General features: G+C 38.9%; 27 protein-coding genes. 6 read left to right on the top strand and 21 right to left on the bottom strand.

The window, feature by feature from the left end; genetic code table 11:
* Window positions 1-7: 7 nt before the first annotated feature.
* From lacB to D8847_RS00295, 11 genes are all read right to left on the bottom strand, one after another.
* Entirely contained in the window at window positions 8-523 is a 516-nt protein-coding gene (lacB, locus tag D8847_RS00245; protein ID WP_001216921.1) for a galactose-6-phosphate isomerase subunit LacB, read from the bottom strand.
* A 30-nt stretch (window positions 524-553) separates the two neighbouring features.
* Window positions 554-979, bottom strand: a complete 426-nt coding sequence (gene lacA / locus D8847_RS00250) for a galactose-6-phosphate isomerase subunit LacA (RefSeq protein WP_000029277.1) — start codon at window positions 977-979, stop codon at window positions 554-556.
* A gap of 291 nt (window positions 980-1,270) precedes the next feature.
* On the bottom strand, window positions 1,271-2,167 hold the full coding sequence (locus D8847_RS00255; protein ID WP_125840213.1) for an aldose 1-epimerase family protein: 897 nt from the start codon (window positions 2,165-2,167) through the stop codon (window positions 1,271-1,273).
* Between the two features lie 107 nt (window positions 2,168-2,274).
* Window positions 2,275-3,750, bottom strand: a complete 1,476-nt coding sequence (locus D8847_RS00260; RefSeq protein ID WP_000382525.1) for a PTS galactitol transporter subunit IIC — start codon at window positions 3,748-3,750, stop codon at window positions 2,275-2,277.
* Between the two features lie 55 nt (window positions 3,751-3,805).
* Window positions 3,806-4,111, bottom strand: coding sequence for a PTS sugar transporter subunit IIB (locus D8847_RS00265; RefSeq protein WP_000590551.1), 306 nt, complete (start codon window positions 4,109-4,111; stop codon window positions 3,806-3,808).
* A 37-nt stretch (window positions 4,112-4,148) separates the two neighbouring features.
* Complete coding sequence (locus D8847_RS00270) at window positions 4,149-4,625, bottom strand: PTS sugar transporter subunit IIA (RefSeq protein ID WP_185757893.1); 477 nt, start codon at window positions 4,623-4,625, stop codon at window positions 4,149-4,151.
* 190 nt (window positions 4,626-4,815) lie between these two features.
* Window positions 4,816-5,505: a sugar phosphate nucleotidyltransferase gene (locus D8847_RS00275; RefSeq protein ID WP_125840215.1), complete on the bottom strand. Its 690-nt coding sequence runs from the start codon at window positions 5,503-5,505 to the stop codon at window positions 4,816-4,818.
* Window positions 5,506-5,516: 11 nt separating this feature from the next.
* Window positions 5,517-6,395: a DMT family transporter gene (locus D8847_RS00280; protein ID WP_125840216.1), complete on the bottom strand. Its 879-nt coding sequence runs from the start codon at window positions 6,393-6,395 to the stop codon at window positions 5,517-5,519.
* Window positions 6,385-7,254, bottom strand: coding sequence for a phosphotransferase family protein (locus tag D8847_RS00285; protein ID WP_125840217.1), 870 nt, complete (start codon window positions 7,252-7,254; stop codon window positions 6,385-6,387). Before D8847_RS00285 ends, D8847_RS00280 begins: the two co-directional genes overlap by 11 nt.
* A 16-nt stretch (window positions 7,255-7,270) precedes the next feature.
* Window positions 7,271-8,293, bottom strand: a complete 1,023-nt coding sequence (locus D8847_RS00290; protein ID WP_000609901.1) for a ribitol-5-phosphate dehydrogenase — start codon at window positions 8,291-8,293, stop codon at window positions 7,271-7,273.
* 4 nt (window positions 8,294-8,297) lie between these two features.
* Window positions 8,298-9,005, bottom strand: coding sequence for a 2-C-methyl-D-erythritol 4-phosphate cytidylyltransferase (locus D8847_RS00295; protein ID WP_000638516.1), 708 nt, complete (start codon window positions 9,003-9,005; stop codon window positions 8,298-8,300).
* A gap of 423 nt (window positions 9,006-9,428) precedes the next feature.
* Here D8847_RS00295 and D8847_RS00300 point away from each other — a divergent pair, with 423 nt between their 5' ends.
* Window positions 9,429-9,728 (top strand): YbaB/EbfC family nucleoid-associated protein, encoded by a 300-nt coding sequence (locus tag D8847_RS00300; protein WP_125840218.1) that lies wholly within the window; start codon window positions 9,429-9,431, stop codon window positions 9,726-9,728.
* Window positions 9,729-9,766: 38 nt separating this feature from the next.
* Here the strand turns inward: D8847_RS00300 and D8847_RS00305 are convergent, their stop codons facing one another.
* The 7 genes from D8847_RS00305 to glmU form a co-directional block, all read right to left on the bottom strand.
* Entirely contained in the window at window positions 9,767-11,530 is a 1,764-nt protein-coding gene (locus tag D8847_RS00305) for a glycerophosphoryl diester phosphodiesterase membrane domain-containing protein (RefSeq protein ID WP_125840219.1), read from the bottom strand.
* Window positions 11,531-11,538: 8 nt separating this feature from the next.
* On the bottom strand, window positions 11,539-12,132 hold the full coding sequence (locus D8847_RS00310; protein ID WP_125840220.1) for a 3'-5' exonuclease: 594 nt from the start codon (window positions 12,130-12,132) through the stop codon (window positions 11,539-11,541).
* An 81-nt stretch (window positions 12,133-12,213) separates the two neighbouring features.
* Window positions 12,214-12,708, bottom strand: coding sequence for a chromosome segregation protein RocS (gene rocS, locus D8847_RS00315; RefSeq protein WP_000021249.1), 495 nt, complete (start codon window positions 12,706-12,708; stop codon window positions 12,214-12,216).
* Window positions 12,709-12,784: 76 nt separating this feature from the next.
* Window positions 12,785-13,477: a 5'-methylthioadenosine/adenosylhomocysteine nucleosidase gene (locus tag D8847_RS00320; RefSeq protein WP_125840221.1), complete on the bottom strand. Its 693-nt coding sequence runs from the start codon at window positions 13,475-13,477 to the stop codon at window positions 12,785-12,787.
* 15 nt (window positions 13,478-13,492) lie between these two features.
* Window positions 13,493-13,804 (bottom strand): cell wall synthase accessory phosphoprotein MacP, encoded by a 312-nt coding sequence (gene macP, locus D8847_RS00325; protein WP_000517855.1) that lies wholly within the window; start codon window positions 13,802-13,804, stop codon window positions 13,493-13,495.
* 11 nt (window positions 13,805-13,815) lie between these two features.
* A complete protein-coding gene (locus tag D8847_RS00330; RefSeq protein ID WP_000393798.1) occupies window positions 13,816-14,361 on the bottom strand; it encodes an NUDIX hydrolase in 546 nt (181 codons plus the stop codon).
* 9 nt (window positions 14,362-14,370) lie between these two features.
* Entirely contained in the window at window positions 14,371-15,750 is a 1,380-nt protein-coding gene (gene glmU / locus D8847_RS00335) for a bifunctional UDP-N-acetylglucosamine diphosphorylase/glucosamine-1-phosphate N-acetyltransferase GlmU (RefSeq protein ID WP_125840222.1), read from the bottom strand.
* A 155-nt stretch (window positions 15,751-15,905) separates the two neighbouring features.
* Between glmU and D8847_RS00340 the strand changes: the two genes are divergently transcribed.
* The 5 genes from D8847_RS00340 to lysS all read left to right on the top strand — a co-directional run bounded on the left by D8847_RS00340 (window position 15,906) and on the right by lysS (window position 20,387).
* Entirely contained in the window at window positions 15,906-16,706 is an 801-nt protein-coding gene (locus D8847_RS00340) for a glycoside hydrolase family 25 protein (protein ID WP_084867168.1), read from the top strand.
* Window positions 16,707-16,811: 105 nt separating this feature from the next.
* A complete protein-coding gene (locus D8847_RS00345) occupies window positions 16,812-17,654 on the top strand; it encodes a DUF368 domain-containing protein (protein ID WP_125840223.1) in 843 nt (280 codons plus the stop codon).
* Window positions 17,654-18,136, top strand: coding sequence for an aminoacyl-tRNA deacylase (locus tag D8847_RS00350; protein ID WP_125840224.1), 483 nt, complete (start codon window positions 17,654-17,656; stop codon window positions 18,134-18,136). The genes D8847_RS00345 and D8847_RS00350 overlap by 1 nt, the downstream gene beginning before the upstream one ends.
* Window positions 18,136-18,759, top strand: coding sequence for a histidine phosphatase family protein (locus D8847_RS00355; RefSeq protein WP_125840225.1), 624 nt, complete (start codon window positions 18,136-18,138; stop codon window positions 18,757-18,759). Before D8847_RS00350 ends, D8847_RS00355 begins: the two co-directional genes overlap by 1 nt.
* Before the next feature lie 137 nt (window positions 18,760-18,896).
* Window positions 18,897-20,387: a lysine--tRNA ligase gene (lysS, locus tag D8847_RS00360; protein ID WP_125840226.1), complete on the top strand. Its 1,491-nt coding sequence runs from the start codon at window positions 18,897-18,899 to the stop codon at window positions 20,385-20,387.
* Between the two features lie 225 nt (window positions 20,388-20,612).
* Here the strand turns inward: lysS and D8847_RS00365 are convergent, their stop codons facing one another.
* The 3 genes from D8847_RS00365 to D8847_RS00375 are packed head-to-tail and all read right to left on the bottom strand — an operon-like array spanning window position 20,613 to window position 22,749.
* Window positions 20,613-21,452, bottom strand: a complete 840-nt coding sequence (locus D8847_RS00365; RefSeq protein ID WP_125840227.1) for an amino acid ABC transporter substrate-binding protein — start codon at window positions 21,450-21,452, stop codon at window positions 20,613-20,615.
* A gap of 15 nt (window positions 21,453-21,467) precedes the next feature.
* Window positions 21,468-22,097, bottom strand: coding sequence for an amino acid ABC transporter ATP-binding protein (locus D8847_RS00370; RefSeq protein ID WP_125840228.1), 630 nt, complete (start codon window positions 22,095-22,097; stop codon window positions 21,468-21,470).
* Window positions 22,098-22,107: 10 nt separating this feature from the next.
* Complete coding sequence (locus tag D8847_RS00375; protein WP_125840229.1) at window positions 22,108-22,749, bottom strand: amino acid ABC transporter permease; 642 nt, start codon at window positions 22,747-22,749, stop codon at window positions 22,108-22,110.
* Window positions 22,750-22,782: the final 33 nt, after the last annotated feature.

Below are 22,782 nucleotides of genomic sequence, written 5' to 3' on the forward strand. Positions count from 1 at the left end.
TCACCTCTTAGTCGTGGTATTCACCGCGATCCCATTTTTCAAGGAATTCTGTAAAGAAGTTTGCATCTGCTTGATGAGCATTGTGAGTTTCAACGTGCTCGATTTTCGCAATCAATTTTTTATTTTCTTCTGATGGTTTGTATTCAGCATTGATGAAAGCTTCAATGATGTCGCACATGAGCAATTCACCAGTGATTTTACCACCAAAACCAATAACGTTGGCGTTCAATTGTTCTTTTGCATAAAGAGCTGTTGTCATATCACGAACCAAGGCAGAACGAACTCCTGGAACTTTATTTACAGCGTTGTTGATACCAACACCAGTACCACAGATACACACCCCAAGATCAGCTTGACCGCTTGTAACGGCTTCACCAACTTTTTTACCAAAGATTGGGTAGTGAGTACGTGTGTGGTCATAAGTACCAAAGTCGATAACTTCATATCCTTTTGATTTCAAAAATTCTGAAACCGCCATTTTTTCATCTGTTACGATGTGGTCACATCCAATTGCAATTCTCATTTTTAATTTACCTTTCTTACTGTAATCTAATTAGCACATTTTGTTCAACATATCGACCCGAATTTGGTGACGACCACCGTCGTATTTACCGTTAACAAAACCTTTAGCAATATTTTTAGCCAATTCATCACCAACAAGTTGTGCACCCATAGTGATCATACGTGAGTTGTTGTGTCCACGAGTCATATAGGCTGAACGTTCATCTGAAACTTCTGCAGCAACCATTCCTTTGATTTTAGTTGCGACCATGAATGGACCAGCACCATAAGCATCAATCACGATACCAAGGTTTTGTTCTTCTTTGTTTACTTCTGCAGCAACAGCAAGAGTCACATCAACAAAGTCTTGACCTTCAGCTGTAACATCCACAACGTGGAAGTTTTCTTTTTCCAAGAAGTCTTTCACAACTTCTTTCAATCTCAAACCTGCAGCATCTGCACCGATAACAATAGACATATTGTTTACTCCTTTTTATTATTCTAGGCCAGTAAAGACTTTTATAGCTAGCAGTTTACCTACAAAAGACTTTCTAGCAGTTTAGTGACAAATTTGATTGAATGAGATGAATAACACCTTATCCAAGTCCAGGAAATCAAGTTCCTAGAAACAAATTTTCTCTGCGAAAGAGAATATAACAAGTAATTATTTGTTTGTTACAAACACTATTTGTTGCTTACAAACATAATATACTCCTATTTACAGAAAAAGTCAACAGTTAATGTTTGTTTTTGTGTTTTATTTTTAAAATTATAAAATTTCGATATCAAAACCAATCTGATCAACTTCACCTGGTTCCAAGAGACGAACATTCTTCTTATCTTCTAGATGATTTCCTTCTTCAAGGGATGTTGATAAGCCTGACCAGGGTTCAAAAGCGATGAAAGGACCTTTATTTAGGGTGGACCAAATGATGAGATTAGGGAACTCTTGGAAGTTTACTTTCAAGCCTTTCTCATGTTTCCGCGAACGAAGCGCAATTGTTCTGGATTGCAACTCATCCAAAGTCACTGCATCAACACTAAACAGATCGTAACTGAGATCCACTTCCTTTTGTGAATCCAACCATGGACTTCTATCTTGGAAGTCTAACATTCCTGTTTCTGGGAAAGGACGTGGAACAGAGCAAGTCTCTTCTTTCTCAAACTCTAAATAGTAATCTTCATAAGTTTCGCCTTCTAGCAGAGGACAGTTAAATCCTGGATGACCACCAATAAAGAATGGCATTACTTTATTCGTTTCTTTATTGAAAATCTTGTATTGAGTACGAACAGTCTTGCCAGTAACCCTATAAGTGATTTCAAGGCGGAAATGATAAGGATAGTTTTGATAAGTATTCTCATCATCTTCGATAGCAAAGGTTACGCTGTTTTCTGTTTGATCAACTAATTCAAATTCTTTTTTACGGACCAAACCATGACGCGGAATGGTTCCTTTCGTCTCCGTTCCATCTTCGTGACTGTAGAAGGCTGTATCTTCTCTTAAAGAGCCACAGATTGGAAAAAGTACTGGCGCTTGTCCACTCCAGTAAGTGGCATCTCCTTGCCACAGATACTCAATGCCCTCTCGATCCTTGATCGACGACAAGGCGCCACCTAAGGTTTTAAACTGGACCGTTAACTGGTCTGATTTGATTTCAATTACCATAATATCCTCCAACTATTTTTAGATTTTTATATGAAAAACTAGGTTGTCACTCCCAATGTAGGAAATTAACAACCTAGTTTTCACAATTTACATTTTATAGGAGCGAATTATTTAGCATTTGCTGCGTATTCTTCATTACGTTTAATCATTTGTTTTCTATACCAAGCAAAGATACCTACATAGAATACAAGGAAGACTACTGCGCCAAGGATTGCTTTAATATCACCTGTTGTGGCATTACCAATTGCCCAACCAAGAAGTTTTTCGATTGGTCCTTCAAGAGTTGAGTGAGTAATCAATTGAGTTTGACTCACACCTTCTGGGAAGGCACCCACACCTTTAGCAAGTTCAGTTGCAAATGGTGCAATAAGTGTACCTGAAAGAAGGAAGAGTGGCAACAAGAGAGTTCCGAAGATGATCATACGGAGCAATTTACCACGAGTAACAACCAAGAGAGCTGGAGTTACACCCATTGCGATAATACCTGCAAGTGGCAAGATACCATTTCCGACTTTAGAAAGAAGTACAGCTTCTACTAGCATGATTGGAGCAAGTACGTTGGCACAAGCCCAGATTTCAGCACGACCAGCAATGAAAGGCCAGTCAAGACCGATGTTAAATTTACGTCCTTGAAGACGTTTAGTAGCAACGTTTGTAATACCTTGTGAAAGTGGTTCTACGGCTGCAATGAACCAAGATCCGATAAGTGAGAAGAGCTCCAAGCTGACACCGGCAGTCAAACCAAGACTCAACCAACCTTTAATAACAAGTTCCCAAGATGCTGCTTCTTCTACTCCAGCAACTGGATGTGGAGTTCCCATCAAACCGATAACAATACCAAGGATGAAACCGATGAAGAATTTAGAGCCCCAGAAACCGATTTTTTTGTTCAATTTTGCAGCGTCAAAGTCGTATTTATCAAGGCCAGGCAATACTTTATCAAAAATTTTATCCAAAACCATGATAACTGGGTTCATCATGTAGTTCATGTGAGTTGAAGTCATTGGAGATGAACTTGGTGCATTAAGAAGGTCGTCGAATGTTGGTTTCATCAAGTCAGAGTTGATGATTTTCAAAATACCTACAAGGACAACTGCTGCAGTTGCGATGAAAAGTGAAACCCCTTGGCTAACTCCATTGTTGTCTGCGTACCATTTGATCAAAAGACCAGTGATTGACAAGTGCCAGATATCGAAGATATCAACGTCAAGTGTGTCTGTTTTCTTCATTGCAAGCATCACAACGTTGACAATCAACATCACAAGCAAGAAGTAAAGTGTCCAGGCAGAACCCCAAGTGATGGTAGCAAGTGGTGCCCAACCAACGTCAGTGATGTTCAATTGAATACCAGTGTTTTCAACGAATTTTGCAAGTGATGCTGAGAAAGCTCCGTTGAGCATACCGATAATAGCACCGATACCAGTAAGGGCGATGGCAAGTTTGATACCACCTTCAAGCGCTTTGGAGAATTTCACTCCAAAAAGTAGGGCCAATACTGTCAAAATGATCAGCATGATGATAGGGCCACCCATAGCCAAGATAGGTTTGAAGATATCGTTGGCCAGATTGATAATGACATCCATAATAGTTCCTCCCGTTTTTCTAAGTTATATGAATGTTAACAAGATAAAGGATAAATTAGCTTAGTCCATGTTCTTTGATAGCTGCTTCAATATTGTCAAATACTGGAGCACTCATCGCTGGAATACGGAACAAGATTGGTCCAGCTTCAATTACTGGAATTCCTGGTTCAAAACCAAGGTCAGTTGCAGCGATTGGCGTGAAGATATCGTATCCCTTGATAAGGTCTTCGTTTACATCTTTCACCATGACTGCATCACAGTGAACGTCATAACCACGATTTGAGAGTTCTTCTTCTAGAGCACTTTTAATTTGGTGACTTGAGTTAACACCTGCACCGCAGGCAGCAAGAATTTTAATCATTTGGATTTCCTCCGATTTTATATTTTAATAGACAAGATTAAGCTGTTGCTTCAGCAATATAAGCATAAAGTTTTTCTGGTTCAGAAATTTTTGATAGATCTTCTAGATGATCCTTCCCTGTAAAGAAATCCATCAACTGAGCCAGAATATTTGTTTGACTTGAACTTGAGTTGTTAATGATAAAGAAGAGCAGTGAAACTTCAACCTCTCTATCAGGAGCAATCATATTGTGAAAAGTTACTGGTTTTTCTAATCGAACAACCACTACTTTCTCAGCTAGATTATGGACAATATCTGTATGAGGAATCGCAACATTTGGTAGATCTTTCCCCAAAAATTCCATATCTAGGCCAGTTGGAAATGATTTCTCACGCGCGATCAAGGCTTCACGATAAGTTGGAGTAACGATTTCTCGTTCTTCCAATAAGGTTGCCACCTGATTAAAAAGTTGTTCTTGATTATCCGCTTCTAAGCAAAACACCAGGTTTTTGTCAAAGAAATGACCTAATCCCATAACCTTTTCCCTTCTTTCAATTATCTTTTATGGTATAAGTATAACACTATATGAAATCGTTGTCAATATTTTTTGTTTCATTTTGTTCATTTTTTTGTAATTTTTGTTTTGTTTCAAGAATATAATCAATATCAAACATTTCTGTTTTAAAATCTACAAAAAAAGAAGGCTCAAGCCTTCTTCTCTTTCCTTACTCAATAGTAGATAAAATCTCTTCTAACTTATGGTAGTCTTTTACACTATCAATTTCATAAATGCTATTGTCTTCTAATTCTTCAACATACACATCTAATTCTTTGATATTATCCTTAACCATGTTGTCCCAGTAGAGATCTACAAATTCACCACTTGCATATGCTTTGTCAATAAAGCCAACAATCTTCTCTGCAGTTGGAGCATCCCAGAATGAAACCCCACTCAAAATGCGACCAGCTTTGCTGTCAACAATGATGTCTTGAACCTTATAGTCATCACCATAAACCAAGAACCACTCGTTCGTACAGTCTTCACGATAAACGCTAAAATAGGTAGAACGATTTAGATCGTTTCTAAACATATTTTTGAAAAGATAGTTATCTGCATCGATGACATAGCTATTAGCCAAATCTTCTTTTACTAGATAAAGAGAGTAAAAGTTATTGTAATCAGCATACTTGTCGTTAAAGACTAAACGGACACCATATTTCTCTTTTAGGTAGTCAAATTGTTCTTTGAGGTAACCGACAACGATGATAATCTCATCAATTCCTCTCTCTTTCAAAAACTCAATTTGGTATTCTACCAAGGGTTTTTGATTAACCTTAACCAAAGCTTTTGGGGTATTTTCAGTCATAGGGCGCAGACGAGTACCTAAGCCCGCTGCTAAAATAATCGCTTTCACACGAATCTCCTTTATTCTTTAATAATAATATAAACACCAGCCATAACAATAAGTGAAGTGATAATTGTCAGCATATCTAGCGGTGCACCTAAGAAAACAGCTGCAAATAAGACAGTCCAAACTACATAGCTCACATTCAAACCTGTCGCTTTCGCAGGTTGCAAACGATTAATAGCGATATAATAAGCTAAGTAGGAAATCATATCAAAGGCCGCAAAGACAATCAAGAGGCCGAATAATTGCCCATCTGCCACTTCTGCAAATGAATGGTGAGAAAAGAGCACAATCACAAGATAGGACAAGAATGAGGTTACTTGTCGGATTAACAAGGCTTCAATTTCACTTAATTCACTTTCCATGGCGTAGGAACTAAGAACACTTTCACTCCCCCAGGCAATGGCACAGATAAGGGCACAAAGAATCCCAATGTAAAACGAGTTAACCTGTTCAACCTTGTAGGTTTGAGCAATGATCGCTGCAATAATCAAGAAAACACCGAATACTGTATTCTTTGAAACCTTGTGTTTCAAAATGAAGAAGGCGAGCAAAACTGAAATTGCTGGGTAAATAGCCGATACAGATGAAGCTAGAGAACTACCAATATATTTAACCGCATAAAGATTGGCCTGCATACCAATTGGTCCTGCTAGTAAAGCTCCGATAATTACACTTACATTTCGAATATTTAAGAAAATCGAGAGGCGAACTTTTCCTTCTTTTACCAAAAGAAAAGCTAACAAGATAAAGATACTCAAGAAATCATGAGCGGCAGCCACCACAAAAGGCGAAAGATTTGTAAAAATTGAAAAGATATAAGCACTAATTGTTAGACCTAATCCCCAGAAGATACCAGAGAGCAGACCAAAGGAAACACCATTTTTATTCTTCATCCAAACCTCCATAATAGGTCAAACCGTCAACAGCTCTTTGGTAACGATTGACACCGTAATCTCCAAAATCAGCCCCTTGAGCTTCTTTGTACACTGTCCACAAACTCCAGATAGTATCTTGCAAGATTTTATAGATACGAATTTTCTCACGTGATACAGGCGTTTTGTCACTTTCATAGTAGGAAAGGAAATCATTTTCCTCTTGCTTTGTAAATTCAGACTCTAAGAAAAGAGCTGCCAAATCCCACATCGGATCATTCATAGAAGAGTATTCCCAGTCAATCAAATACAAACGACCTTGTGGTGACTCGATAAAGTTTTCTGGTACCAAATCGATATGACAGGACTTTCTATCAACACCTAAATCAGCCAATCTCTTTCCTAGTGAAAATACATCTTTTCTTACAGCTTCATAGTTTTCATAAGGGATAGGTCCCTCAATCAAGGATTCATATTTGCTGATTTCCTCAAAAGGAGCAAACTCTCCTCTTAATTCTTTCCCTGAAGCGTGAATGGTTTGTAAAATTGGTGCAATCTTTTCAAACTTGGACTTAATTGATGTTGAATCAAGAGTTACTGCTAATTCGATGTACTCATTTACTTTAATCCCTGACTCAATATCAAAGAGATAATTTTTGACATCTAAATCTAAATCCTCTAAAAGTTCAAGATTGTACTTTTCATTTTGACGATTGATGAGTTTTTCAGTCCCTTTACCAAAAAATTTCACAATATACTGTTTGTTGGTTGTTTTAACCAAATAGTTTTGGTTGGTCATGCCTCCCAGCTGTTCAACACTGAGGACTTCCTCTTCATCAGATAGTAAAGAAGAAATTTTTTCTTTGATGAGTTTCTCCACAATTAACCTCCATCTTCTACACTTCCCACTTAAATACCGTTTTAAAAGCAGTATTAAGGTCTGTAGCAAAGACACGGTGAATGTCCTTGATTTCTCTCACAGGTTCTTCAACATAAAGGATATTCTTCAGACGATTCGCAAACTTTTTGACTTCCATCATCTGAATGGCCTTCTCAAAATCGACGCGTCCTGAGCGAGATGAACCTACTAATAACAATCCTTTTTCCAAAGCATCTCGTGTATTGATATTAACCTTGTATTCGCTCACTCCCATCATGAGAATCGTTCCCTGTGGACGAATATAGCGAATCAAGTCATTGATAGCTGGGCCTGTACCATCGCCACCGCAACACTCAAATCCATGATCAAAGGTCAAATCCTCTGGGATATTATCCGTGATATAGCACTCTTTTGCAAAAGAGAAGAGCTCCAATTTTTCCCAATGGCGACCAATGACGATAATCTCTGCTTCCGGTAGTGTGTAATTGATAATATTGGCAACCACAAAGGCCAAACTACCATCTCCGATAACAGCGATGCGCTCTCTCTTGCTATGAGCAAGATGCAGGAATCGATCCATAGCATGCATACCGACACTCACAAACTCTGTAATGGCTGCAACCGTGTCCTCAATGTCATTATAAGACACAACACGATCTTTGGGAAGAGAAACAAATTCTCGCATAAAGCCATCATAACCACTAGATAGGAAGTAGGTCCCAGTCATGTAGTTCTCGTAGAACTCCTTGTCACTCTGCATAGGCGGTTGATTGGGAATCATAACTACCTTTTGACCGACTTCATAAGTACCAGTTGGATCGGAAATAACAGTTCCACAAGACTCGTGAATCATCGCCATAGGAAGCTTTTTAGCCAATATCTTTGGATCGCGTTTCCCTTGATAGTAACGTTGATCTGCATGACAAACCGCCATATAATTTGGACGAATAAGGATGTGATTCTCCTGATCAATGTCCTCTTCTTGGTATTTTACATTGATAAACTTTGGTTTTGTCAGTTGATAAATTTGATTAATCATAGCCTTAGTCTTTCTCAATCATGCTTTTCGCGATTTTCAAGTCTGTCACAGTTGTGATTTTAAGGTTTGAATATTCCCCTTTAGCTAGAGCAACATCTTTTCCTTTGATAACAAAAATCTTACATGCATCCGTCAGGATTTCCTTTTCTTGATCAGATAGGGAACCATACAAATCCATGAAATCCTTGCATCGGAAAGTCTGAGGTGTTTGACCTTGATAGAGGTGAGCACGATTTGGAATATCCGTGATAAACTGACCATTGGTACTTTCAACAATGGTATCAACCGCTTCTACTACTGTGTCAACCGCATCATGATTTTGGGCGAGTTTGATATTGTCCTGAATCATGCGAAGTGTGATAAAAGGACGAACAGAGTCATGCGTAATCACGATATCTTCTGGAGTGATTGGACGGTAGGCATTAATGGCTTCTATAATCTTCTCAATACTGGTATTGCGATCAGCACCACCCTTGGTAATGATGATGCGATCCTTGTGAAGAGAAAGATACTTATCAACTAGGTCCTCAGCGTGTGACACCCAGTCTCCATGAACTCCAACTACAATTTTTTCAATACTTGGTTCCAAAACAAATTTTTCGATTGTGTGGATCAAAATAGGTCGATCACCCAACTCCAAGAATTGTTTTGGTAAATTACTGATTCCCATGCGTGTGCCAGTTCCTCCGGCTAGGATTCCTGCATAGATCATTTATATTCTCCTTTAGTTTATTCTAAAAAACTCATTACTATCTATTATACCACAATATATGCCTATCATGAAGAAAAGATAAAGAACCACCATGTGAATTGGCTCATTATTTAGGATGAAAAATGAACAATATTCAACAAAGTCTGAAAAATTATAATAAATTAAGAAATAAATTTAGGTTATTCTCTATACTCCTCATTCAACGTTCGGTTAATATAGAGTTCTTTAGAATATAATAGAAACCTTAAAGAAAACTTAAACATATTTTTAGAAATACAAGCAAAAGCTAGGAAAATTATGGCATCCATTTTTGTAAATTTAAGAAAGCAATCTCTACGATGTTTTAAACTATTGTTAGACTTTTGCTCCTAAAATTGGTAAAATAAAAAAGAAAATAATAGAAAAAGGAAACTATAAACCGCTATGATGAACATGCAGAACATGATGCGCCAAGCACAAAAACTTCAAAAACAAATGGAACAAAGTCAAGCAGAACTTGCTGCCATGGAATTTGTCGGAAAATCGGCTCAAGACCTTGTCCAAGCAACTCTAACTGGTGATAAGAAAGTGGTCAGCATTAACTTTAACCCAGCAATTGTAGATCCAGAAGATCTTGAAACCCTTTCTGACATGACTGTGCAAGCGATTAACGCTGCACTTGAACAAATTGATGAAACGACTAAGAAGAAACTCGGTGCTTTCGCTGGAAAATTGCCTTTCTAATCCACAAAAAAAGAGAAACATCTGTTTCTCTTTTTTTCTTAGAAATCAAAGAATTCCATTGCTTTCTTTAAGAGTAATTCCGTGTATTCCGGATCATCTTGAGCCATTGTGACTTGTGACTGGACCATTTCAAGATCATCCGTTATCATGCCATCTGCTCCAAGTCTGACTGCCTTATCAAAGGACTCAGAACTATTCACAGTCCAAACATATAGTTTCTGATCTGTTGTCCAAAGTTTATTGACAAAGTATTCATCCAAAGTTGAATATTCCATGGTATAACCAGTCGCCTTGGTTCTCGGAAACACACTATTATATGGCAGAATGAAGTACACTGGAATTTCAGGATCGTAAGCCAAGACCTTATCAATCACATGATAGTCTAGTGACTGCATCTGGTGGCCATATTTCTTGATCGTCGTTCCATACTTTTCAAGGAAATGGTCCATCATTTGCGGACTATCTTTTTTACTGGTTTTAATCTCAATCAGCAATTTTTGGTTTAATGTATTTGCGCGTTCTAAATAATCATCAAAACTTGAAATCTTTGTTTGATAGCCATTCTCGTAAATATCTGTATTTGTTAATTCATCCAGAGTTAAGTCTTGCGGTGTAGCATTAATTCTTGCTAGCGATTTAAGGTTAGCGTCGTGCATCACCACGAACTGACCGTCTTTCGTTTCTTGCACATCCATCTCGACGAGGTCTGGTTTTAGTTGGGCTGTCTTTTCTAAAGACTGTACCGTATTTTGAACACCATTTTTATTACTTACTCCTCTGTGTGAAATCACTAAAGGTGTATTGGTATCCGGAGACTCCAGATAGATGTAACCTTCTAAAGCAAAGAATATACTTGCACACCCCATGACTCCCCACCTCATCAAATGGTCTTTCTTTCGCCTTGGCATGATCTCCAACTCTTCTCCTGTCAAGAAGGAAACAAACTTCACTAGGAAATAAGTCAGAGTCATGTAATGGAGGTTTTTAATCAAGATAAAATTAATCACACCAAGAATCAAGGATTCTTTTTGAGTAAAGTTATCCATTACCGCCTGAGCAAAGAGCAAGGGAATTAACAAGACAAAGAAGAAGAGATAGGTTTTAATGATAATGAGTAGGAGATTCCAAGAGAAGAAAAGAACGTTTTTCTTCGTCTTTTGGAGACTAAATTTCACACTTTCTCTTACTGTCTTTCTTTCAAAGAGAATCTTAGGCAGGGCAAACATGAAACGAACAGAAATGTAGAGAAAGATCCAAGCGGATGCTATGATCAACAGCCCTACCAGCCAGTTCTTATCTTCTAGGTATGTAACGATAAAATCGGGGATAATAATCTTATTGAGATAGTAGATTTTTAAAATTTTCCTAATAAAAGGAAAAAGTAGAGCTACATAAAAGAAGACAAAGGCCATCTTACAAAAGCTCAATCGTTTGACAAATAGAAAACTCTGGTGAAAGACTTTTCGACTATATTCAATCAAGGTTCTCTTTTCATGATAGAGAAGGTGACGCGCCCCAATGAACAAAAGACAGATTTGAAAATAAGCCACTAAAAGATTGATTACTATTAAAATGAGAAAGGCTAAACTGACAAAAGGCGAGCCTTGTATAATCGCCCAAAAGTTATTGTAGGAGATAAACAAGTAACCTGTTTGTCTTAGAAGTATGCCAGCTATCCATGAATTCAATGGCAACCAAACAAACTCTACCATCATGAAAATCAAGAAAAATAGAAATAGTATTTTATCTAGGTTATAGTATATCTTCCTAAAACCTAGCTTTTTAGGTTTTTCAGGTCTCATAGGCACTCCTAGTCTAAAAATTGAGATAAATCTAAGCCACTGAAAGGACTATTCAGAGAAAAACTACTCTGGTCTTCTATTAATAGCTTTCCTTCATCCGATTCTAAAAAGGCTTCGTAAACACGCGCCGTCATGCGGGCGTCCTCTAAACTATTATGTGACTTCCCGTGAAAGCCTAAAAAATTCGCTACAGTTTGCAATTTAAGATTGGCTATGCCGTGTAGATCAGAACTACGCCGTTCAAAAGCCTCATCATATAGATCAATTTTATACTGGTCATGATAATCAATACCGTGCTCCAAGAGAATAGGCAAATCACTCTTAGCTGCATTATAACCAACGATAGGTAAGTTGCCGACAAATGCCTGAAAGTCTTTTAAAACTTGCTCTACCTTTGGCGCATCTTTCAAGGTTTCAGCTGTGATCCCAGTCAAACCATTGATAAAACTCTTCAATGGGGCTGTAGTATAAACATAAGAATCAAAAGCAGCACTTTCTTGTCCATCTTGAAAGCGGACTGCTGATACTTGAATTAAATGGGTAACCCCTTCGTATTGATTGAACTCCAAATCAAAGGCAATATAATCTCTTAATTTTTCCATTTTTTCCCTCAGTTCCGACTCGATTTAAACCATAAATAATAAAAGAAGCTATCAGGTTAGTGAATAACCCAAACAGCTTCTTTATTTTCCTCCAAATAAGCGAGCAAAAAAGCCTTTTTTGGTAGCTTGAACTTCTTCTTTTGCTTGGTCCAACTCTAGTTTCAAACTTTCTTGATCCTTCATAGCTTGAAGAGTTAATTGTTGCTGTTGGTCCAATTGTTTGTCCTTTTCAGCAATCTGTCGATCTTTAACACGCATCTGTTCATCCTTTTCTGCTAACTGCTGGTCTTTGGCCTTAAGTTGCTCGTACAATCGAAGAATTTCAGCATTCTTCTCGTCGACCAAGATTTCCATCAGTTCACGTTGTTTGACATCATCACTGACTGGTTCATCTTCAAAAATCGTTTTTTTGTAGATTTCTTCTAGCTTAATCAAGCCACTTCGAGTAACTACAGTTACACCTTTGTCATTTTTTTTCGTGTCCTCTTCTGGAAGTTCTTTGACACGATTGTTGATTGCTTGACGAGAGAGTCCTAGGACCTCTGCAATCTCACTGACGGTCATTTCAATACTCATAATATCCTCTGAAACGTTTTCTAGCTTTTCTTTACTTAAATCTTATCATAAGCTAGATAAACTGTCAAATTTCCGCTTAATCCATAGCCTTTAAAAAGGCCAGTAAAACTTGGGCAGAACGACATCCAGCTTCAATGATAAACTCATCAAAAGAGATAGAAGCTTCGTGATTGGCATTGTCGCTCATGGCACGAATGACTAAGAAAGGTAGGCCAAGAGCCTGAGCTACCTGTGCAATCGCTGCCCCTTCCATTTCAACTGCTAAAACATCTGGAAAGTGAGATTTGATACTAGCAATCCTATCATCACCAGCTACAAAGCTATCTCCTGTAGCAATCAAGCCTAGGTGCCAGGTCTGTTCTAACTGAGATAAGTTTTCTTTAATCCTAGCGATAAAGTTCTTATCGGATTCAAAGTAAAGAGGTTGACCAGCCATCTGACCATAAGCATAGCCAAAAGCAGTTACATCCACATCATGGTAAGCCAATTTATCCGCAATCACTACATCTCCAACGGCAATCCCTTCTGCAAGAGCACCTGCCGATCCTGTATTGATAATGGCTTCTACTTGAAAATGGTCAGCTAAAACAGCTACACTCATAGCTGACATGACCTTTCCAATCCCACTCTGAACTAGAACAACTTCTGTCTTGCCAACAGTGCCAGTATAGTAAGTATTTCCGAGGACTTGGACTTCTTGTGCTCGATCTAAATTCTGAGTCAAGTGTACGAGCTCTTCTGGCATTGCTGCAATGATTCCAATTTTCATTTCAAGTCCTTTCAATTACAAGAGTTTCATTGCCAACACTAACAAAATCAAAAGTAGGATGACTGCAAACAAGATGCGATTGAGTTTCGAGTTAAAAACATTTCTCTTGGTATTCTCAATGCGACGGCTCTTATGAATCGTTGGCTCTACTTCGATTGTTAAAGTATCTTGAATAGAATTATAGTCTCTAGAACGTGAATAACCAAAGTTTTGTGAAGAAGTTGATAAAATTTTAGTTTCCTCGTCATCTTGAAGAGGTGGCCCAGAGATTTTCTCCCCACGATTGGCACGTTCGATTATTTCATCTGTTAACAAAGGTTTTCCCATGGGCTACTCCTCTATTTCTTTTGCAATTCCCAGTACTGGATTGCCATAATCGTCTTGGCATCACAGATATGGCCAGACTGAATTAAGTTTTTTGCTTCTTCAAGGCTGACCTCTAGAACTTCCAAGGTTTCATCATCATCTTGCGGACGAGGATTTTCCACCTTAGTTAAATCTCTTGCGAGGTAGAGTTTTAATTTTTCATTACAAAAACCAATAGCAGAGTAGAAATCATATAGAAGCTCTAACTTACCCGTATAGGCAACCTCCTCCTCCAATTCACGAAGGGCCGCCGACATGGGATCTGCATTTTCACCAATTTCCAGTTTACCAGCAGGAATTTCATAAGAGATAGCTTCAATAGCTTTTCTGTATTGCTTAACAAGGACGATTTTATCCTCAGCTGTTACAGCTAGAACACATACGCCTCCATTGTGAAAAATCAGATCACGTTGGGCAGTTCCCTTCCCTTCTGGTAGTTCCACCTGATCTTGCACTAGCTTAAAAATAGGACCTTGGTAGATTTCCTTCCGGCTAATCGTTTTTTCTTCAAATTCCATGATAGACTCCTACTGATTCTTAGGATGATGAGGCAAACGTAGTGCATATTCATCTTTATTAACTTGACGTCCACGTCCAATAGCAATGGCATCAGCTGGAACATCTTTTGTAATCGTTGAACCAGCTCCAACTAGTGAATTATCACCAAGTTCTACTGGAGCAATGATGGTTGAGTTTGATCCAACAAAGACATTGTTGCCAATGACAGTCTTGTACTTATTCTTCCCGTCGTAGTTAACTGTAATCGTACCTGCACCAAAGTTAACATGGCTACCCACTTCACAGTTTCCGATATAGGTTAAATGACCTGCCTTGGTATTTTCACCGATTGAAGATCCTTTTACTTCAACAAAGTTTCCAATGTGAACTTGAGAAGCAAGACTTGAGCCTGGACGAATATGAGCATACGGACCGACTGTCACACCATCTGCAACTGTACTTTCCTCAATCATGGAATTCGTAATCACAGCTCCAGCTCCGATAGCGCTATCCACGATATAAGTTCCATTTGTTAAAACAGTTTCCGCCCCAATCTTCGTTTGACCTTTCAAGGTAACGTTGGCTTCGATTTGGACTTCAGGAGCAATCTCAACATCAATGTCGATATAAGTTGCTTCCGGATTAACAAAGCTAACACCATTAACCATGTGCTTTTGATTGATACGACGACGCATCACTGCTTCAGCAATCGCAAGAGCCACACGGTCATTTACTCCAAGACTTTCATCAAAATCCTTGAGAGTATAGGCCCCAACCTTTTCACCCGCATTACGGAAAATACCAATCACGTCAGTAATATAGTACTCACCTTGGGCATTGTTGGTGTTGATGTTTTTAAGAGCTTCAAAAAGACGTTCATTGTCAAATACATATGTTCCTGTATTGATTTCCTTAATTTGCTTTTCAAAGTCTGTGGCATCTTTCTGCTCCACAATGCGAAGAACTTCAGCGTTATCGTTACGGACGATACGACCATACCCAAAAGGATCTACTGCTTCAGCCGTTAAAATAGTCGCCACATTTTTGTGATTGATATGGAAATCCAAGAGGTTTTTCAAGCTTTCACCTGTAATCAGAGGAGTATCCCCAGCGATAACCAAGGTATGGCCAGTACGATTTTGGAGAATGGGTTCTGCCATCATAACGGCATGCCCAGTTCCTAGTTGTTCCGATTGAATGACAAAGTCTGTCTGACCAGCCAATACTTGCTCAACTAACTCCGCCTTGTGTCCCACAACAGTGACTGTTTTTTCAGGTTGAATAGCACCAACACTACGAAAAACATGCTCCAACATCGAAATTCCTGCTACTTTATGAAGTACCTTTGGAAGATCTGATTTCATGCGAGTACCTTTACCCGCAGCTAAGATAATGGCATAATTTGACATACTATTCTCTTTTCTGTAAAAATTCCCTTATATTATACCATAATTTACTTCCTTAGGAGTAAACAAACAGAGAAATAGGGGAAAACATGCTAGTTCATTCATCTTTTCAACGTTTTCTTTGATTTTTTTATCTATTTGCGTTAAACTAATTAGATATGAGAAAAGAAATTCATCCAGCTATTATTTTTAGTCTATTCACCATTGTTATAGCTATTTTAATCTTTAATAAACCAGCTTATGAAGACCATTCGGTCAAGTCAAAAAGCAACACTGTCCAAGTTGAAAACCAGGCCTTGCATAATCTTGATAAACCCATTATTGACATTTCTGGTTGGCAAAGACCGGAGGAGATAAACTACGATATTTTATCTCAAAATATTTCTGGAGCTATTGTTCGTGTCCACAGTGGTACTCAACACACGGAAGCAAATGATGCGGCCTTTATCAACGGGGTTGATAAATCCTATAAAAATCACATTTCAGAATTTCAAAAGCGCAATGTCCCCGTAGCCGTTTATGCTTATCTAACTGGTACGAACAAAGAAGAAATGGAAAAAGCGGCTGAAGTTTTCTACAATTCTGCTTCTCCATACAATCCTAGTTATTACTGGCTTGACGTTGAGGAAAAAACAATGGCCGATATGAATGACGGAGTTGAAGCTTTTCGGGCTAAACTTGAATCGCTGGGCGCTAAAAATATCGGGATTTACATTGGTGTTTATTTCATGCAAGAACATAGCATCAATACGAAGAATTTCTCGGCCGTCTGGATTCCTTCTTATGGGACAGACTCAGGCTACTTTGAGGCCACACCCAATACTGATTTAGACTATGACCTCCATCAGTATACTTCCAAAGGAAAAATTGCAGGATTTGAACATCACCTAGACATCAATCTCATTTCTACTGATAAGGAAAAAGAAGAAACCTTCAGAAAGCTATTTTTAAGACCATAAAGCAAGTGAAAATCGCAACTTTTTCACTTGCTTTTTCATTTTTTTGCCGTCTGTGTTATAATTGATAAGACAGAGAAAGAAATTTATGAAATTGAGGAGTCTAATATGTTTTCATGGATTGCAAGAGTTATTAAAGGAATCGTCATCGCCTTAGGATTTATCCTACCTGGAATTTCTGGTGGTGTTCTGGCAGCGATTTTGGGGATCTACGAGCGAATGATTGGCTTTCTTGCTCATCCCTTTAAGGATTTTAAAGAGAATGTCCTATACTTTATCCCAGTAGCTATTGGGATGTTGCTAGGTATTGGTTTGTTTTCCTATCCGATCGAGTATTTGCTAGAAAATTACCAAGTCTATGTTTTATGGAGCTTTGCTGGAGCTATCATTGGTACAGTTCCTAGTCTCCTTAAAGAATCTACTCGAGAATCTGATCGTGATAAGGTTGACCTAGTCTGGTTCTGGACTACCTTTATCCTTTCAGGACTAGGGCTCTACGCACTAAACTTTGTTGTTGGGTCTCTCAGCGCCAGTTTTGCTAGTTTCATCTTGGCAGGTGTTCTTTTAGCTCTTGGTGTCTTGGTGCCTGGTTTAAGTCCATCAAATCTGCTCTTGATTTTAGGACTGTACGCTCCGATGCTAACTGGCTTTAAGACCTTTGATTTATTTGGTACCTTCCTTCCTATCGGGATGGGTGCAGGAGCAACTCTCATTATCTTTTCAAAATTAATGGACCACGCCTTGAACAATTACCACTCCCGTGTTTATCACTTTATCATTGGGATTGTGCTATCAAGCACTCTCTTGATTTTGATTCCAAATGCTGGAAGTGCTGAAAGTATCCAATACACTGGACTTTCCATCGTAAGCTATGTTCTCATCGCCTTCTTCTTTGCACTTGGCATTTGGCTTGGTATCTGGATGAGTCAATTGGAGGATAAGTATAAATAATGGCAAAGAAAGTTAAGATTAAGAAAACCTTGGTCGAACAAATCTTGACCAAAGCAAGAATTGAGCACACAGGGATTAAAATCAATGCACTTGAGGGTGAACTTCCTTCGGAATATGATCGAACACATATCTTTAAAACCTTGGCTCTGCTGGGGGACAAGACAGGCCCAATTATCGGAATCGTCCCCATAACAGAACACCTCGCTGAAAAAAAATTAGCAAAGATTTCTGGTAATAAAAAAGTGAGTATGATTCCACAAAAAGACCTAGAAAAAACGACAGGCTATGTTCATGGGGCAAATAACCCCGTCGGCATTCGCCAAAAACACAACTATCCTATTTTTATTGATAAAACAGCTTTAGATTTAGACAAAATGATCGTCTCTGCTGGGGAAGTCGGGCATAGTATCATTATTGCTCCACAAGACTTGGCTAGCTTTGTGAAAGCAGATTTTGCAGATATCTTGGAGGAAGACAACTGATGAAACTCTATTTTGTGCGTCACGGCCGAACTATCTGGAATCTTGAAGGACGTTTCCAAGGTGCTGGAGGGGACTCACCTCTTCTTCCTGAGTCTATTGATACCTTAAAGGCGCTCGGTCAATATCTCAGCAATATTTCTTTCGATGAGATTTATTCAAGTGATTTACCAAGAGCGGTCAAATCTGCTGAAATTATCCAAAGTCAACTCCAGATACAATGTCCTTTAAAGGCTATTCCTGACCTGCGTGAATGGCATCTCGGAAAACTAGAGGGATTAAAAATTGCAACATTAGAGGCCATCTACCCACAACAAATCAAGGCTTTTCGTATAAACTTAGCTAAGTTCGATACAAGAATGTTTGAAGCGGAATCCCTCTACTCTACAACTCAACGCACCATTCAATTTATCAAATCTCTGAAGGGGAGTCAGGCTGAGAGAGTTCTAATTGTTGGTCATGGTGCAAATCTCACTGCTAGTCTTCGTACCCTTCTAGGTTATAAAGAACCCCTTCTTCGAAAAGATGGAGGTTTAGCAAATGCTAGTCTAACAGTTTTAGAAACCAAGGATTTTGAAACCTTCACTCTGGAAAGGTGGAATGACACTTCCTATCAAGGAAAATAATGGAACTTGATCTTAATGGTCAAGTTCTTTTTAGTTTTTATAGAATATCCGTGAATTTCTTGACTATTTATGATAAAATGGGAGTATCGCAAAAAAGACTCATCGTATCAAATTTTGAGTAAAATTAGGAGGATTTCATGTCTACAGAACATATGGAAGAACTAAATGACCAGCAGATCGTTCGCCGTGAAAAAATGGCTGCGCTCCGTGAACAAGGAATTGATCCTTTCGGTAAACGTTTTGAACGTACTGCTAACTCTCAAGAACTAAAAGACAAATTTGCAGAACTCGATAAAGAACAATTACATGAATTAAACGAAACTGCTACTATCGCTGGACGTTTAGTTAGTAAACGTGGTAAAGGGAAAGTCGGCTTCGCCCATCTTCAAGACCGAGAAGGTCAAATCCAAATCTACGTTCGTAAAGATGCTGTGAGTGAAGAAAACTATGAAATCTTCAAAAAGGCTGACCTCGGTGACTTCCTCGGTGTCGAAGGTGAAGTCATGCGTACAGATATGGGAGAACTTTCTATCAAGGCAACTCACATTACACACTTGTCTAAAGCACTTCGCCCACTTCCAGAGAAATTCCACGGTTTGACTGACGTTGAAACCATCTATCGTAAACGTTACCTAGACTTGATTTCTAATCGTGAAAGCTTTGAACGTTTTGTCACTCGTTCAAAAATCATCTCTGAAATTCGTCGTTATCTAGATGGACATGATTTTCTTGAAGTGGAAACACCTGTACTTCACAACGAGGCCGGTGGTGCTGCTGCCAAACCATTTATTACACACCACAATGCTCAAAATATTGATATGGTGCTTCGGATAGCTCTAGAACTTCATCTCAAACGTCTAATTGTCGGTGGTATGGAACGCGTCTATGAGATTGGCCGTATCTTCCGTAACGAAGGAATGGATGCAACTCATAATCCTGAATTTACTATGATTGAGGTTTACCAAGCCTATGCCGATTTCCATGATATTATGGATTTAACTGAAGGTATTATCCAGCATGCTGCAAAAGCTGTTAAAGGTGACGGCCCAGTCAACTACCAAGGTACTGAAATCAAAATCAATGAACCATTTAAACGTGTTCACATGGTAGATGCCATTAAGGAAATTACTGGTGTAGACTTCTGGCAAGATATGACTTTCGAAGAAGCTAAAGCTATCGCTGCTGAGAAGAAAGTTCCAGTTGAGAAACACTACACTGAAGTTGGTCACATCATCAATGCTTTCTTTGAAGAATTTGTCGAAGAAACCTTGATTCAACCAACCTTTGTCTACGGTCATCCAGTAGCTGTCTCTCCACTCGCTAAGAAAAACCCTGAAGATGAACGCTTTACTGACCGTTTCGAGCTCTTCATTATGACCAAAGAATACGGAAATGCCTATTCTGAGTTGAATGATCCAATCGATCAACTTAGCCGTTTCGAAGCTCAAGCCAAAGCTAAAGAACTTGGGGACGATGAAGCAACAGGTATCGATTACGACTACATCGAGGCTCTTGAATACGGTATGCCACCAACAGGTGGTTTGGGTATCGGTATCGACCGTCTCTGCATGCTCCTCACTGATACAACCACTATCCGTGACGTATTGCTCTTCCCAACAATGAAATAATACTCTTCGAAAATCTCTTCAAACTACGTCAGCGTTGCCTTGCCGTATGTATGGTTACTGACTTCGTCAGTTCTATCTACAACCTCAAAGCAGTGCTTTGAGCAGCCTGCGGCTAGCTTCCTAGTTTGCTCTTTGATTTTCATTGAGTATAAACTCTTATCCTCTGGTACTCGCCAGGGGTTTTTCGATACAAAAAGAGACTGAGAAAAAACTCAATCTCCTTTCTTATTCTTGATTTTTAACTTGACTGGTGGCTACATCTTCCCCAAACCATTTCTGGCTGATTTCCTGGAATTTTCCTTCTTGGTATAGTGAGATAAAGGCTTGATTCAGAGCAGCTAGCAAAGTTTTATCAGCAGGTCTAACACCCACTGCAAAAGCTTCACTTTCAAACCCTGCTGAAAAGATATTGTAGTCATTTAATATCCCTTCAGACTGGAGATAATAATTGGCATATACCCGGTCAATTAACAAGGCATCAATTCGGTCATTTTTCAAATCAATCAAGGCTTCATTGAAACTTTGGTATTGGTTGGCCTTCTGGTCTTTGACACGATTTTTCAATAAGTCTGGCTGGGCTTCAAAATCCAAATAACCAGAAGATCCAGCCTGAGCCCCTAAAACTTTGTCTGTCATATCCTGAATTGAGTGGATATTTTTAGACTTTTTAGAGACCAAAACTTGTTGATTTTCCATGTAAGAAATGGTAAAAGCAACCTTCTCTTTCCGTTCATCTGTAGCTGTATAGCCATTCCAGATGGCATCAATAGTACCATTTTGTAATTCGGTTTCTTTCATATCCCAGTCGATGGGCTGAAATTTAATCTGAATTCCTAGCTTCTCAGAAACAGCTTGGGCTAGGTCAATATCAAAGCCCGCGTACTGGCCGTTCTTTTCCTCAAATCCCATGGGAACAAAGGTATTATCAAAGCCAATAGTAATGCTTCCCTGCTTTTGATATTTGGCCCAATTATCCTGATTTGGATCACTTGCCTTCTGCGTACAAGCTGTCAGGAAGAAGCTAAAGAACAGAGCAAGTACAAGGGCAATTTTCTTTCTCTTCATAAGCACCTCCTACTCCTACTTTGGATCAACCTTAAGAATCTGATCAGCAATGTTTTCCGCAAACTGAAGATCGTGGGTCACAACAATCTGAGTCATCCCACGCTCTTTATTTTGAAGGATAAGTTTTTCTACTTCTAATCGCAATTCTGGGTCTAAGGCTGATGTAGGCTCATCATATCCAATAATTTCTGGGTTTATCATCATAGCGCGTGCTAAGGCCACCCGTTGTTTTTGCCCACCTGAAAGTGAGAATGGAAAGGCATCTGCGTGCCCAGCTAACCCAAGTTGTTCTAACAAGCCACGCGCCTTCTTCTCAGCAACTTCCTTGTCCATACTCATCGTTTTTATGGGCGACAAGGTTAAGTTATCTAGAACTGACAAATGCGGAAAAAGTTGAAAATCTTGGAAAACAAATCCCAGAAGATTGCGCTTTTCTAGTTCGTCTATAGCTAACGATTCGCCGTTATAGTAGATTTCTCCAGAATCGATGGTTTCCAGTCCAGCTAGCATACGTAATAGGGTTGTCTTACCGCCTCCTGATGGACCTACGATTGCAAGGATTTGCTTTTCAGGAATTGATAGGCTGAAGTTGGTTAAGATTTGTTTGCCAGCAAAGGCCTTGTTGATATTTCGTAATTCTAACATAGCAATCCTCCTATCTGTAATAACTGTACTTCTTCTCAAGTTTTTTCGCTACAATGGTTACAAGACCAATCATAATCAAATAAATCGCTCCAGATAAAAACATAGGAACAAGACTGGCATCTCGATTGGCTGCTGTCCGACTAGCCAAAATCAAATCTGAAATCCCCAAAGCATAGACCAAAGAAGTATCCTTGACCAAACTCATAATTTCATTAAAGACACTCGGTAAGACAATCTTTGTCACCTGAGGAAGGATGATATAGCGAACCGTATCAAAGGAGCCAAATTTTAACACTTTTGCGGCTTCATACTGCCCTTTGGGAATGGTTTCAATTCCACCACGAAAGATTTCTGCAAAGTAGGCTGCATAGTTCAATACAAAAGCGATCACAGCAGCAGGCAAACGATCTAAACGTATCCCAATGCTAGGAAGAACATAGTAAATAAAGATTAATTGCAAGAGCAAAGGAGTCCCTCGCATTACCCAAATATAAAGGTCAATGAGATAATGGAGGGGTTTCCAACGGACTTGCAAAGCAAAGGCAACGACAATACCTAAGGGAATTGAAAAAATTAAAACCAGAGCAAAGACTTGAAGCGTCATACTTGCACCGTTCAATAAACTTGGTAATATCTCAAACATATAAGACATACTGCACCTCCTAAAAATAATTGTTCCTATTAT

Source organism: Streptococcus mitis (genome assembly GCF_003942795.1).
Classification (GTDB): domain Bacteria; phylum Bacillota; class Bacilli; order Lactobacillales; family Streptococcaceae; genus Streptococcus; species Streptococcus mitis_BJ.

Bases quoted from the DNA above. Each gene is read 5' to 3' on its own strand.
- lacB (WP_001216921.1), bottom strand. From the start codon at position 523: ATGAGAATTGCAATTGGATGTGACCACATCGTAACAGATGAAAAAATG.
- lacA (WP_000029277.1), bottom strand. From the start codon at position 979: ATGTCTATTGTTATCGGTGCAGATGCTGCAGGTTTGAGATTGAAAGAA.
- D8847_RS00255 (WP_125840213.1), bottom strand. From the start codon at position 2,167: ATGGTAATTGAAATCAAATCAGACCAGTTAACGGTCCAGTTTAAAACC.
- D8847_RS00260 (WP_000382525.1), bottom strand. From the start codon at position 3,750: ATGGATGTCATTATCAATCTGGCCAACGATATCTTCAAACCTATCTTG.
- D8847_RS00265 (WP_000590551.1), bottom strand. From the start codon at position 4,111: ATGATTAAAATTCTTGCTGCCTGCGGTGCAGGTGTTAACTCAAGTCAC.
- D8847_RS00270 (WP_185757893.1), bottom strand. From the start codon at position 4,625: ATGGGATTAGGTCATTTCTTTGACAAAAACCTGGTGTTTTGCTTAGAA.
- D8847_RS00280 (WP_125840216.1), bottom strand. From the start codon at position 6,395: ATGAAGAATAAAAATGGTGTTTCCTTTGGTCTGCTCTCTGGTATCTTC.
- D8847_RS00290 (WP_000609901.1), bottom strand. From the start codon at position 8,293: ATGATTAATCAAATTTATCAACTGACAAAACCAAAGTTTATCAATGTA.
- D8847_RS00295 (WP_000638516.1), bottom strand. From the start codon at position 9,005: ATGATCTATGCAGGAATCCTAGCCGGAGGAACTGGCACACGCATGGGA.
- D8847_RS00300 (WP_125840218.1), top strand. From the start codon at position 9,429: ATGATGAACATGCAGAACATGATGCGCCAAGCACAAAAACTTCAAAAA.
- D8847_RS00305 (WP_125840219.1), bottom strand. From the start codon at position 11,530: ATGAGACCTGAAAAACCTAAAAAGCTAGGTTTTAGGAAGATATACTAT.
- D8847_RS00310 (WP_125840220.1), bottom strand. From the start codon at position 12,132: ATGGAAAAATTAAGAGATTATATTGCCTTTGATTTGGAGTTCAATCAA.
- rocS (WP_000021249.1), bottom strand. From the start codon at position 12,708: ATGAGTATTGAAATGACCGTCAGTGAGATTGCAGAGGTCCTAGGACTC.
- D8847_RS00320 (WP_125840221.1), bottom strand. From the start codon at position 13,477: ATGAAAATTGGAATCATTGCAGCAATGCCAGAAGAGCTCGTACACTTG.
- macP (WP_000517855.1), bottom strand. From the start codon at position 13,804: ATGGGAAAACCTTTGTTAACAGATGAAATAATCGAACGTGCCAATCGT.
- D8847_RS00330 (WP_000393798.1), bottom strand. From the start codon at position 14,361: ATGGAATTTGAAGAAAAAACGATTAGCCGGAAGGAAATCTACCAAGGT.
- glmU (WP_125840222.1), bottom strand. From the start codon at position 15,750: ATGTCAAATTATGCCATTATCTTAGCTGCGGGTAAAGGTACTCGCATG.
- D8847_RS00340 (WP_084867168.1), top strand. From the start codon at position 15,906: ATGAGAAAAGAAATTCATCCAGCTATTATTTTTAGTCTATTCACCATT.
- D8847_RS00345 (WP_125840223.1), top strand. From the start codon at position 16,812: ATGTTTTCATGGATTGCAAGAGTTATTAAAGGAATCGTCATCGCCTTA.
- D8847_RS00350 (WP_125840224.1), top strand. From the start codon at position 17,654: ATGGCAAAGAAAGTTAAGATTAAGAAAACCTTGGTCGAACAAATCTTG.
- D8847_RS00355 (WP_125840225.1), top strand. From the start codon at position 18,136: ATGAAACTCTATTTTGTGCGTCACGGCCGAACTATCTGGAATCTTGAA.
- lysS (WP_125840226.1), top strand. From the start codon at position 18,897: ATGTCTACAGAACATATGGAAGAACTAAATGACCAGCAGATCGTTCGC.
- D8847_RS00365 (WP_125840227.1), bottom strand. From the start codon at position 21,452: ATGAAGAGAAAGAAAATTGCCCTTGTACTTGCTCTGTTCTTTAGCTTC.
- D8847_RS00370 (WP_125840228.1), bottom strand. From the start codon at position 22,097: ATGTTAGAATTACGAAATATCAACAAGGCCTTTGCTGGCAAACAAATC.
- D8847_RS00375 (WP_125840229.1), bottom strand. From the start codon at position 22,749: ATGTCTTATATGTTTGAGATATTACCAAGTTTATTGAACGGTGCAAGT.